The sequence below is a fragment of the Marinoscillum sp. MHG1-6 genome (assembly GCF_024714475.1).
Taxonomy (GTDB): Bacteria; Bacteroidota; Bacteroidia; order Cytophagales; family Cyclobacteriaceae; genus JAMZMI01.
Map to the genome: position 1 here is coordinate 1 of NZ_JAMZMI010000011.1, position 10,748 is coordinate 10,748.

The 10,748-nt window shown below is 40.9% G+C and carries 14 protein-coding genes; 13 read left to right on the forward strand and 1 reads right to left on the reverse strand.

All coding sequences use genetic code 11. The annotated features are described in order from the left end of the window. The first annotated feature begins 140 nt into the window (after nucleotides 1-140). From NXR94_RS16835 to NXR94_RS16860, 6 genes are all read left to right on the forward strand, one after another. The gene (locus NXR94_RS16835; RefSeq protein WP_258105847.1) at nucleotides 141-719 is read left to right on the forward strand and encodes a suppressor of fused domain protein; all 579 of its coding nucleotides are present in this window, start codon (nucleotides 141-143) and stop codon (nucleotides 717-719) included. 273 nt (nucleotides 720-992) lie between these two features. Beyond that, complete coding sequence (locus NXR94_RS16840; RefSeq protein ID WP_258105848.1) at nucleotides 993-1,286, forward strand: barstar family protein; 294 nt, start codon at nucleotides 993-995, stop codon at nucleotides 1,284-1,286. A 2-nt stretch (nucleotides 1,287-1,288) separates the two neighbouring features. After that, complete coding sequence (locus NXR94_RS16845) at nucleotides 1,289-1,585, forward strand: hypothetical protein (RefSeq protein ID WP_258105849.1); 297 nt, start codon at nucleotides 1,289-1,291, stop codon at nucleotides 1,583-1,585. A gap of 1,039 nt (nucleotides 1,586-2,624) precedes the next feature. Next, nucleotides 2,625-3,233: a hypothetical protein gene (locus tag NXR94_RS16850; RefSeq protein ID WP_258105850.1), complete on the forward strand. Its 609-nt coding sequence runs from the start codon at nucleotides 2,625-2,627 to the stop codon at nucleotides 3,231-3,233. Between the two features lie 256 nt (nucleotides 3,234-3,489). After that, on the forward strand, nucleotides 3,490-4,098 hold the full coding sequence (locus tag NXR94_RS16855) for a hypothetical protein (protein WP_258105850.1): 609 nt from the start codon (nucleotides 3,490-3,492) through the stop codon (nucleotides 4,096-4,098). Nucleotides 4,099-4,352: 254 nt separating this feature from the next. Further along, entirely contained in the window at nucleotides 4,353-4,886 is a 534-nt protein-coding gene (locus NXR94_RS16860; RefSeq protein WP_258105851.1) for a hypothetical protein, read from the forward strand. A gap of 68 nt (nucleotides 4,887-4,954) precedes the next feature. On the opposite strand, the gene NXR94_RS16865 is transcribed toward NXR94_RS16860, so the two are convergent. After that, nucleotides 4,955-5,170 (reverse strand): hypothetical protein, encoded by a 216-nt coding sequence (locus NXR94_RS16865; protein WP_258105852.1) that lies wholly within the window; start codon nucleotides 5,168-5,170, stop codon nucleotides 4,955-4,957. A 208-nt stretch (nucleotides 5,171-5,378) separates the two neighbouring features. Here NXR94_RS16865 and NXR94_RS16870 point away from each other — a divergent pair, with 208 nt between their 5' ends. From NXR94_RS16870 to NXR94_RS16900, 7 genes are all read left to right on the forward strand, one after another. Further along, complete coding sequence (locus NXR94_RS16870; RefSeq protein WP_258105853.1) at nucleotides 5,379-5,693, forward strand: hypothetical protein; 315 nt, start codon at nucleotides 5,379-5,381, stop codon at nucleotides 5,691-5,693. A gap of 241 nt (nucleotides 5,694-5,934) precedes the next feature. Beyond that, complete coding sequence (locus NXR94_RS16875; protein ID WP_258105854.1) at nucleotides 5,935-6,363, forward strand: hypothetical protein; 429 nt, start codon at nucleotides 5,935-5,937, stop codon at nucleotides 6,361-6,363. 157 nt (nucleotides 6,364-6,520) lie between these two features. Beyond that, nucleotides 6,521-6,904, forward strand: coding sequence for a hypothetical protein (locus tag NXR94_RS16880; RefSeq protein ID WP_258105855.1), 384 nt, complete (start codon nucleotides 6,521-6,523; stop codon nucleotides 6,902-6,904). A gap of 287 nt (nucleotides 6,905-7,191) precedes the next feature. Then, nucleotides 7,192-7,950: a hypothetical protein gene (locus NXR94_RS16885; RefSeq protein WP_258105856.1), complete on the forward strand. Its 759-nt coding sequence runs from the start codon at nucleotides 7,192-7,194 to the stop codon at nucleotides 7,948-7,950. A 330-nt stretch (nucleotides 7,951-8,280) separates the two neighbouring features. Continuing rightward, the gene (locus tag NXR94_RS16890; protein ID WP_258105857.1) at nucleotides 8,281-8,814 is read left to right on the forward strand and encodes a hypothetical protein; all 534 of its coding nucleotides are present in this window, start codon (nucleotides 8,281-8,283) and stop codon (nucleotides 8,812-8,814) included. Nucleotides 8,815-9,089: 275 nt separating this feature from the next. Beyond that, nucleotides 9,090-9,737, forward strand: a complete 648-nt coding sequence (locus tag NXR94_RS16895; RefSeq protein WP_258105858.1) for a hypothetical protein — start codon at nucleotides 9,090-9,092, stop codon at nucleotides 9,735-9,737. Between the two features lie 363 nt (nucleotides 9,738-10,100). Then, a complete protein-coding gene (locus NXR94_RS16900) occupies nucleotides 10,101-10,388 on the forward strand; it encodes a hypothetical protein (protein ID WP_258105859.1) in 288 nt (95 codons plus the stop codon). Nucleotides 10,389-10,748 lie beyond the last annotated feature (360 nt).

Below are 10,748 nucleotides of genomic sequence, written 5' to 3' on the forward strand. Positions count from 1 at the left end.
CAGGTACCAAATCGACCAATAGGTCTCAAATCCTGGTTAGCGCTTGGTTCAAAACCTGCCTTTCCTATCTTTAAGTTATTAAATTCAGTTTCTTGGAATATTTATAGGAAGGGAAGCTAAAGGTTAGCATTCATTTCGGAATGAACTTATTTTCCAAACCAACATATACCAAAGCACTTCGCAATCACTACAAGAAGTATTTCGGAACTTCTGGAAGCGTTAAGAAGTGGGCAAAAGGGCCACAAAACAAATTACATCCTGACTTCTATGTTCTGGAAGTTGAACCTAACAAAGTTCATAACATGTGGACTTACCTAACTGTTGGAATGTCATTGGATCGAACTGATGACAACCTCATTGAACTCTTTGTTTACTCACCATCTCAAGATGATTCACTTATTGAGCTACTAACGATCAACGCATCATTCCATAGAAACTCGGAGCCTCTGAACATCCACCACACAGTGAACATCGGACAACCTTGGATGAGTGACTCTAGATGCGATCATGGTTTCATTTCATTGCCATATTTGGACGGAGAAGAACTTGAACTCTTCAACCATGATAATAAGACTTTTCATTGCTACTGGTTAATTCCTATAACTGAGAAGGAACGAGATTACAAAATCGACAAAGGATGCGAAGCTCTGGAACAACTCTTTGAAGAAAAGCAGTTAGACTACCTGAACCCTCAAAGGAACTGCTTAATCGAAGGTTAAAGAATGCTAACATGCGCTAGCGATGCAGATGACTAGCCGTCCGCGTCAACTGCTACTAGCAACCATCCCAGGAACCTACCGCTCCCTACCCCTTCTGTGACTTTCAGTGCGTAGAAGAACTGCCTGCAGTTCTAGCGGATGTCTGGGTTAACGCAGTACTTCGTAGATAGCGTTGTAGGTGTGGCGCAGGATCGCTAGTTTTATCGGAAATTGCCAAGCTCGGGACATCCGCCCGCTAGCTGGGCGTTATGCGCAACATGTGCAACTCGAATAATGAAAACCTATAGAATTAACGGTAACAAGATCACAAACTGGAAAAGCTTCCACTCAGAATTCAAGAAGCAAATGAACTTCCCTGACTACTACGGAGAGAACATGGACGCTTGGATTGACTGTGTAGATGAACTTAGCGACGAACCAACACATATCGAAATAACGAAAGGGCATCTTCTTAAGGAACAAGCACCTGAACTTTTGGAGGCAATTCTTGAATGTTCGGCCTTTGTGAACTTCAGAAAAGTGGAACAGGGTGAACAACCAACTCTAATGATCTCAACTCGCTCATAATAATGAAAATCCCCAAAATTAACTTACTGCCACAACCTGAAACAGAAGAGGCAAAAGACGCTGTTGGATACGAATGGAATGAAGTTGCAGGAACTCGACATTTCTTAGGTGGCCAACCAGATGATCTTGCTGAAAGTGACTTTCCAACATGTCCAGATTGCTCGAACAGAATGACATTTTACGCTCAAATTGATTCAATTGGAGATAAATATGATCTAGCAGACTGCATGGTAATTCACAATTTTGTATGTTTTGACTGCTTCACCGTAACTGCTCAACTAACACAAACTAGAGAGTGAAAAAGCGCATAACAGACGCTGATCGGGCATATGTCATAGTGCTTTCTGGCTGGTTTTAGAGTAACTCGACCGTGAATCTGCCGCTGAGATATGGCAGTGCTTTCTACTTACTTCAGCTCGCAGGATTTTTAGACTTGTGGAACGCACTACCATTTGGAAGCGTTGTGAGCTTCGGCAGATTTCACTACTTTCGTGCTATTCACTAGCTGCGTGACATACGCCCGATAGCTGGTCGTTAGTAGCAATTCTCGCAATCCGCAAATGAAGTACCTAACCGATAGAAATTTCAGAGCTTTCCTCCTAGTCGGGATGGGTATATACTTCATCATTGAACATTTAACCCACGAACGACCACTTTCAACAGCAGACCTAGTCGATCTTAACGGAAAAGTTTCACACTACTCCTTTCAAGACAAAACTGGATGGAAAAAAATGGGGAAACAGTATTATGTTTTCCTAGATGAATTCCCAAACAAATTTCAAATTTCTGCGAACTACTTAAGGTTCTTTAACAAAAGCCTGTTTGAACAGAGCTTTAAGCCGGGTAACCGAATTAAATTGAGCATTCCAAAGTATCAGGAACATTTGGTAGGAACGGAGGAACCAATCTTTTTAACCTCATTTTCAATTAGCGGACACGAATACCTATCTAAAAAGGAAACTCTCGAATTTGAAACAGCGTCGGAATCATCAAATTCAGATTACATACTAGGAACGGTATGTATGACCCTTGGAATAGTAGTATTTTTTTTCCACGATCGAATTAAAAAAGCTACTAACATTCGCTGAGCACGAATGCGCCAACTACCACTTTACAAACTTCAGTGCGAACATCACCGCGCCGCGTAGGCCATGAATCTACCGCTGGGAAAGGTTTGTGCTTTTTACTTGGCGCATCTCGCAGGAGTTTTTCATCTTTCTAAACGCAGCGGTTATCTGATACTTTGGAAGCACCGGCAGATTCATTAGTTTTATCTGAACTTGCCAAGCTCGGGGCGCACTCCTGCTAGCTTGGCGTTACAGGCCATACTTGCAAATCGTGAAGGCACTTTCTAGAATCATCGGACTAACATTTCTCCTTGGGTGTAAAACATTCGGCTACATCTATTCTCCTCCAGTTGAAAACAAATTTTCCATCAACGAGTGTGGTTATTTTGGCAACTCAAAACTAACATACGAGACTTTTGATAAGGGGAATGAATTCAGTTTCATTGGCTATTACGCTGTGAACAACTATGGAGAAACGAGCTTGCTAAAAGTTAAAGAGTGCAGCGAATATTATCCTAACGGCAAGCTGAAATCAAGAGGGAACTATCAAATTGGAAGTTACACACAATGTTGTTCATCAGGACCTTGTAAACAGTTTTACAACTATAAAATTGGAGACTGGAACTATTATTATCCGAACGAACAACTCCGAGCAAACTGTACTTATCAAACTGATATCTTCCATATTGGAACAAGCTGTGAAGGAGGTGATTCTCTCATTTTTAGCCTCGCGAGATCAGTTGAGGCATTTGACGAACTTGGAAATAAGATCGAACCGACTCAAGAACTCCTTAACGAACTCAATTCTGTTTCAAACGATTATGTGATGTTCAACGCAGATCCAGTGAACAAACGGATTAATCAGGACGTAAAGCGATAAATAACGGCCTGTAACAGTCGCTAGCAGTTATGCGCCAAAGTGCTTTGCTGCCAGGACCAGTACGACTTGATCGCTCACTGCCCATTCTGCTACTTTATCACTTTTTGCATCTTCTGTAGTTCTGGTTATTTATTTGCGGAGTGCTGTGCTTCGTAGATACTGTTGTGGTAGTTGGGCAGTTTCGCTACTTTAGTGCTAGTCACAACTGGTGGGCGCACACCTGCTAGCTTGGCGTTACAGGCCATACTTGCAAATCGTGAAGGCACTTTCTAGAATCATCGGACTAACATTTCTCCTTGGGTGTAAAACATTCGGCTACATCTATTCTCCTCCAGTTGAAAACAAATTTTCCATCAACGAGTGTGGTTATTTTGGCAACTCAAAACTAACATACGAGACTTTTGATAAGGGGAATGAATTCAGTTTCATTGGCTATTACGCTGTGAACAACTATGGAGAAACGAGCTTGCTAAAAGTTAAAGAGTGCAGCGAATATTATCCTAACGGCAAGCTGAAATCAAGAGGGAACTATCAAATTGGAAGTTACACACAATGTTGTTCATCAGGACCTTGTAAACAGTTTTACAACTATAAAATTGGAGACTGGAACTATTATTATCCGAACGAACAACTCCGAGCAAACTGTACTTATCAAACTGATATCTTCCATATTGGAACAAGCTGTGAAGGAGGTGATTCTCTCATTTTTAGCCTCGCGAGATCAGTTGAGGCATTTGACGAACTTGGAAATAAGATCGAACCGACTCAAGAACTCCTTAACGAACTCAATTCTGTTTCAAACGATTATGTGATGTTCAACGCAGATCCAGTGAACAAACGGATTAATCAGGACGTAAAGCGATAAATAACGGCCTGTAACAGTCGCTAGCAGTTATGCGCCAAAGTGCTTTGCTGCCAGGACCAGTACGACTTGATCGCTCACTGCCCATTCTGCTACTTTATCACTTTTTGCATCTTCTGTAGTTCTGGTTATTTATTTGCGGAGTGCTGTGCTTCGTAGATACTGTTGTGGTAGTTGGGCAGTTTCGCTACTTTAGTGCTAGTCACAACTGGTGGGCGCACACCTGCTAGCTTGGCGTTGAGCACCATCGAGCGAACATGAAACACTTTCTCTTAATTGCAACTTTACTGGTATTTTCCCGAACGAACGCCCAAGAAATCTCAGGTGACTCTCTAATCGCTGGATTTCAAAGTGGCAGATTATTCATTGTAAACGAACTGGCAATTGCATCCGCTGACCCTTCATTTTTTAACAAACTGGCCAAACTTGACATCACGAACTACGAACTCCTTAACAAAGAAGATGGAAAGGAACTATATGGAACTCTCGGCTCAACTGAAGTAATTCGCTTAACTGTAACGGACACGAAGAAATTAGCCAAAGAGACCGTTAAACTTCTTGATGCATCAATTCTTAAATACTTCAACACTGAAGACTCAACTTTCTACTACACGAATGGAATACCGAACAACAATATCTACTATGCTCTTGACCCACTACTGAACCTAAAAATTGACGAAATTAGACGAATGGGGAAGAACGAGGCAATGGCAGTTTGGGGATCAACAGGTGAACGAGGAGCCGTGTATGTGAACTGCAAAAAAGAAGAACTGAAAATCTACGAAAAGTAGACGGTGCTCAACAGGCGATATAGCGAATGGCCAACTGAGCTATTTGAAACGTCTGTGCAATTAGACCGTTACACTGCCCATTCTGCCAGCTTTTGTGCTTCTAGCGACTTCCTTCTTTCTGGAATTAGACTTTCACAACGCAGTACATTGTAGATACTGTTGCGGGGATTGGGCAGTTTCACTACCTTTCTGCTTTTAAGAGAGGATATGGCCACTCGCCATATCTGATCGTTAGTCACAATCCTTCCCATGAGATATTTCTTTCTAACCTTCATCTGTTTCATACTCTCTTGTTCTGAACAAAAACTGCTAACATTCGAACTAACAAAGAAGGAAGTAGCTGAAACCAGTAAATTAGATCCTATTGGAATAAAGCTAAAATACCCCGACACATATATTGACAATCCTCCTATTAATGATAATGGAGAAAGGATGCTCTATGTATGGCTTAACAAAAAAGATAACTACTTTCATATCTTTACAATCGCTCTGATGAGTCAAACAAAAAATGACTGGCCAGTTAAAGACTTTTTTGAAGATTCTGCTGAAGGTTTTATTGAAAAACATCAATCTGCAAAGGTCGTTGGACAAACTACTTTCAATACTGACAGGTACTCAATTCCGTTCTTGCACATTGGTTTAGAATTGGATAACCATAATGAAGGTCATTCATGGGGTGTGGTTGAACTTGATAGTATGCAACTACAAATTCAGATAACAGAATATCTGAACGATGTAAACTCAACGGACAACTTCCTCAAAGAGGACATCCAAAAAATCTTGGAAACATTGGAAATTGAAGAATAACACAGTGACTAACAAACGCTAGCAGTCATATGCTCAGAGCATTTAAAAGCATCGGAGCGACTTCACCGCTCCACTACTCATTCTGAGCCTTCTTCTCTCCTCTTAGCCTTTGTGCTTCTGGATTTGATCTTGTGGAATGTAGTTCTTTGTAGATACTGTTGTGGTCGTTGAGCAGTTACGCTATCTTAGAGCTATGATCCAGGGCAGGCATACACCTGCTAGCTGGTCGTTATATTCAATTATGCGAATCGCAATCCACTACGTACTAGCAATTGTTTTATCTCTGGCTCTTCCTGCAACCATCTGGCTAGAAGAACAAATCTCTTTTGATATAGGCTGGCACTTCATAACTGCAACTTACATTCTCATATTGCTCCTTCAACTCAGCTTTTACGCATTAACAACGAACTTCAAACTTGGTCGAACAACAATGAGTTTCGTTCTGAACTTCTTACTCTGGACATTTGAACAAGTCGGCTCGGAGATGATTTTTCGTGACACGTGGTTTTATCAAGAACCTGGCCTTCAAGTCATATTTCTCGGAGCAACATTGTGGGCAACTAACAAACTGGTTTTGGACAAGCTGCTAACCCATGGCATGCGGGTGAACTTTTCAACCAGCAAACTCGAACGACTGCTTAACATATCTGGAACAACTGCGAACGTCTGAACCGGAACGAAGAGAAAAGAATATAACAGACGCTGATCGGGCATATGTCTAAGTGCTTTCTGGAAACTGTAGTGAGATTTGCTACTTTTACCTCAACTTGATCAGTCGGGGACATACGCCCGATAGCTGGTCGTTACCTCACATATCTACCACACAAATGAATCCTGAGCAAAAACTAGATAAAGTTTTAACATATCTAAACAGAGAATACGCCAATGAAAATATCAAATTTCAACATAGTGATAATATTTGCAAACTAGCTAAACTAGACATCACTCCAAGTGAGGCATATATGGTTCTTCAAAAATTGAATTCAGACAGATATGTAAATGTTTCAGATTCAAATCAGTGGATGTTTCAGATTAACTACAATGGCATTGTGTTCATTCGTTCTGGTGGTTATAAGCAACAATTGAAAGATTTAAAACGAAAACGCATCAAGAACGATATTTATAATGTAGCGGTAGGCTTGGGAACTCTTCTTGCTGGCTTATACGCTCTTGTGGAGATTTGGAAATATCTCTTAGCGCATTTTTGTTAACCCTATCTAAATAACCTCCAAAGAAAAACATGAATAAACGTGAGGTAACAGACGATAGCGCAAATGGCTTTTTGTGCTTTCCGCTACTTTCATCGGAACTCTCCCGTGATTCTACCTCCATGAACTTTTCATTGCGGTTTGCCACTTCATCTCGTGGGCTTGGTTTACTTGCATTTCTCATTGCTTTCTATTTATTGTTTCGCTCCGGCAGAAATCACTATCTTACCGGTATTTGTATTGGATAGCCACATGCGCTATCTGGTCGTTACCACACATAAGCGATACTCATGAAGATTCTGCTAACAGTACCTTTTCTTTTACTCCTGAACTCCCTGAACGCTCAAGATGTGCTAACTCTTCAACCAACACTTGGGAAAGTAGTAGATTTCAACCCAACCATACAACAGGAATGGGCTTTAAGAGATAAAGCACTGAACGACCTCAGTCAGGGTAATAGAAGTTGGGACGAACTAACAACTGAAGAACAGGCCATTATCGAAAAGTACGGTGAAATTTATGAGAACATGTGGGATATTGTTGGCGGTGGATGTAGTTGGTATTGTGGTGGTGGACAGGACACACAAACGGCTTCATCGGAACTGACTTCACAAGGCACCAACACATATAATGCAAAAAACGCTCACGATTTAAGCTACGAAACAGCATGGGTGGAAGGAGTCAAAGGGTATGGAATTGGTGAATATATTGAATACCATGTTAAGCCAGAGAATCCTAGAATAACCGAAATAATTATCGTAAACGGTTATGTGAAAAATGATAATGCTTGGAAGAACAATTCCAGAGTCAAAAAATTAAAAATGTTCATTGACAATAAACCATATGCCATTCTTGAACTGGAGGACTCCAAGGCTGAACAACATTTCAGGGTTGCCCCTATTGGCTATGATGATCGAGCAAACTTCGAACTTTTAAAAAAGAAACCTGGCTTTACGATGAAGTTTGAAATTGCTGAGGTTTATCCTGGATTGAAATGGGACGATACCGCAATAACCGAAATATACTTTGATGGAATTGACGTGCATTAAACGTGTGGTAACAAATGCTATGAATGAATGGGGTTTTGTCGGTCCAGGATAGTTTGGTGGGGATTGGGAAGTTCGCTATAAGTTTTAAATTTAAATCAAGGTGTGGCTATGTACGAGACGAGAGGTTAGTGTTTTCTAATCCCCACTCATCATAGCTGGCCGCTATGAATGAATGGGGTTTCATCGGTCAGGATATTTTGGTGGGGATTGGAAAGTCCGCCACATATTGTAAATTTAAATCAAGGCGTGGCTATGTACGAGACGAGAGGTTAGTGCTCTCTAATCCCCACTCATCATAGCTGGTCGTTACCACACATACTCTTCTAGCCGATGAACAGGAACTTTGTAGTCATATTTCTCTTCCTAACTACCATTGCTGGTTGTAAAACCAGTCAAACAACAATGCTGATATCAGACAGCTATAACGAGGAGAAGAATGTAACATCGTTAATGCTCTTTCCATATGGTAACATCGACATTCCTGGGAAATGGACGAAAACGAATTACAACGAAACGAGCAGGCAGCACTATTTTAAGAACGCAGACTCAACATCAATTGCAGTAGCGCTCAACCCAGTGAACAAGTACCCATTCCATCATGACAGTTTAACGAATCAACAATGGGTAGATAAATTCTATTTGTGGGATTCTGAATACTACTTGAATCAAGGCTATACAACCGAAATACTAGACACTGATGAATCTGGAGACTTTCTAATTTGGAAGATTAGCGGTAATAACGTGAATACTATTTTCCTTTTTGGACGCAAGAACGAATATGCCTTGAACTATGCAGTTAATACGGACAATCTAACTGATGAACAACGGATTAATTTTCTAACTGAATTATTCAACCGAAACTAAACGTGTGGTAACAAGCGATATAGCGAATGGCCAAACTGCCTTTCTGATGCTTCAGTGCAACTTGACCGTGACCCTGCCCACCTGCCTGCCGGCAGGCAGGTTCTGCTGGCTCTTGTGCTTCTAGCCACTTTTTTTATTCTGGATTTAGACTTGCAGAACGCAGTGCTTCGTAGATGCCGTTGTGGGTGTTGGGCAGTTTCACTATTTTACTGCTTTTTACAGACGGATGTGGCCACTCGCCATATCTGATCGTTGTAGACCATACCTTTCTAATAATGAGGCAATCAATAACTATATTAATTATTGCAATCAGTACACACCTTTCTGGACAGAGTCTTCCAGAACTTCAAAGAATTACATATCCAAATTTATCTGAGTACTTCAACGCAAGTTATAGAATACCGTATGGAATTGGGGGAGCTACATGGGAACTAAACAAATATGGTGATCTTCAATTTGGGTACAATATTTCTGACTCGCCACCTAAATCCTGGCAAGGATCTGTCGGAGATTGGTATCTTAATAATGACACAATATTTTTCTCTGTAAATAAAAGAATAGCCAAGAAGCACTTGGAAAAAATACCAAATGAGAGAGATTTTTTACCTGTAGTTTTTAAAGTTGGTGGCAAAAGCAAAGAACTACCAAAATGGTATGGAAAACCATTGACAATTGAAGCTCACTTTATCTTACTCGTAGCTAAGCAGAATACGGATAAAATCTACAGTGACTTAGCTAATTTCATCACAGAAAAACTTTTCGATAGTTCTACGGGTATAGAATTGAACAATGAAAGTGACTTTATGGACTATATTGAACAAATCAACCGATTAACAGAATCCTTTTGTAGTAGAGATGGAATCAGAAATGGTATTCCATACACACAAAAAATATACTTTAATAGAACATTAACGGCATTGTGAAATAAACGGTCTACAACATGGGATAGAGCCGAATGTCCAACGCATTCCATAGCCGCTTGCCTACAAACCGCACCGCCAAATCTACTCTAGGAGCTAATATCTCTTTCAGCACTTGGATCAGTCAGGAGCCTTCATCTGTAGAACTCAGTAAGTTTTTACCCGTTGCATCTCACCGTAGATTTAGCTAGTTTAGATTTTCATTGCCAAGGGAGGGCCACTCGCTCTATCCAGGCGTTGTAGCACATTTCTGAACTCATGAGACATTCCTTTTTAACAACCTGCTTATTATTTCTACTCTCATGCTCTCCGAATAGGAACTTGCTAACCTCAGATCTAACTGGAAAATTCCAAGGCCCAGAAGATATGGGCATCAACTACACAATAACCTTAAAGGAAGATAGCACCTTTGAATATTTCTGGAAGACAGGACTTGTCTGGGGAACAACCAATGGAACGTGGAGTTTTGAACAAGGCAACTTGATTCTAAACAGTGACCTTCAACCTGAACAGGCAGGGCAGAAATACAACCAAATAACCTTAACCGATACTCTCGGTCCTTACGAATTCTTCAGCAATGAACTCTGGAGAGCTCGAAAAGGCAAATTGAAGGAACTGGAATATGGTAGAACTTATCTCAAAACCGAAGAATAACGTGCTACAACAGACGCTGATCGGGCATATGTCTAAGTGCTTTCTGGCTGGTTTCAGTGCAACTCGACCGTGATATCTGCCGCTGAGAAATGGCAGTGCTTTCTACCATCTTTTGCTCGCAGGAGATTTTGATTTTCAGAACGCAGTGGCATTTGGAACCGTTGTGAGCTTCGGCAGATTTCACTACTTTCGTGCTATTCACCAGTTGCGGACATACGCCCGATAGCTGGTCGTATCTATGATAAAATCAAGCCATTTCAACTTTTTTTAGTGCAATTCTATCCTGATATGGTGTCCCTCTCTTAACTACCGCTACTACCCTGTGCAGTAGCTTATTTCTTATGGCGTTAAGAATGGTCA

What these genes read in the sequence shown, in the direction of transcription:
- NXR94_RS16875 (WP_258105854.1), top strand. Translation starts at nt 5,935, where the DNA reads ATGCGAATCGCAATCCACTACGTACTAGCAATTGTTTTATCTCTGGCT.
- NXR94_RS16870 (WP_258105853.1), top strand. Translation starts at nt 5,379, where the DNA reads ATGAGTCAAACAAAAAATGACTGGCCAGTTAAAGACTTTTTTGAAGAT.
- NXR94_RS16895 (WP_258105858.1), top strand. Translation starts at nt 9,090, where the DNA reads ATGAGGCAATCAATAACTATATTAATTATTGCAATCAGTACACACCTT.
- NXR94_RS16860 (WP_258105851.1), top strand. Translation starts at nt 4,353, where the DNA reads ATGAAACACTTTCTCTTAATTGCAACTTTACTGGTATTTTCCCGAACG.
- NXR94_RS16865 (WP_258105852.1), bottom strand. Translation starts at nt 5,170, where the DNA reads ATGAAACAGATGAAGGTTAGAAAGAAATATCTCATGGGAAGGATTGTG.
- NXR94_RS16845 (WP_258105849.1), top strand. Translation starts at nt 1,289, where the DNA reads ATGAAAATCCCCAAAATTAACTTACTGCCACAACCTGAAACAGAAGAG.
- NXR94_RS16840 (WP_258105848.1), top strand. Translation starts at nt 993, where the DNA reads ATGAAAACCTATAGAATTAACGGTAACAAGATCACAAACTGGAAAAGC.
- NXR94_RS16890 (WP_258105857.1), top strand. Translation starts at nt 8,281, where the DNA reads ATGAACAGGAACTTTGTAGTCATATTTCTCTTCCTAACTACCATTGCT.
- NXR94_RS16835 (WP_258105847.1), top strand. Translation starts at nt 141, where the DNA reads ATGAACTTATTTTCCAAACCAACATATACCAAAGCACTTCGCAATCAC.
- NXR94_RS16880 (WP_258105855.1), top strand. Translation starts at nt 6,521, where the DNA reads ATGAATCCTGAGCAAAAACTAGATAAAGTTTTAACATATCTAAACAGA.
- NXR94_RS16885 (WP_258105856.1), top strand. Translation starts at nt 7,192, where the DNA reads ATGAAGATTCTGCTAACAGTACCTTTTCTTTTACTCCTGAACTCCCTG.
- NXR94_RS16900 (WP_258105859.1), top strand. Translation starts at nt 10,101, where the DNA reads ATGGGCATCAACTACACAATAACCTTAAAGGAAGATAGCACCTTTGAA.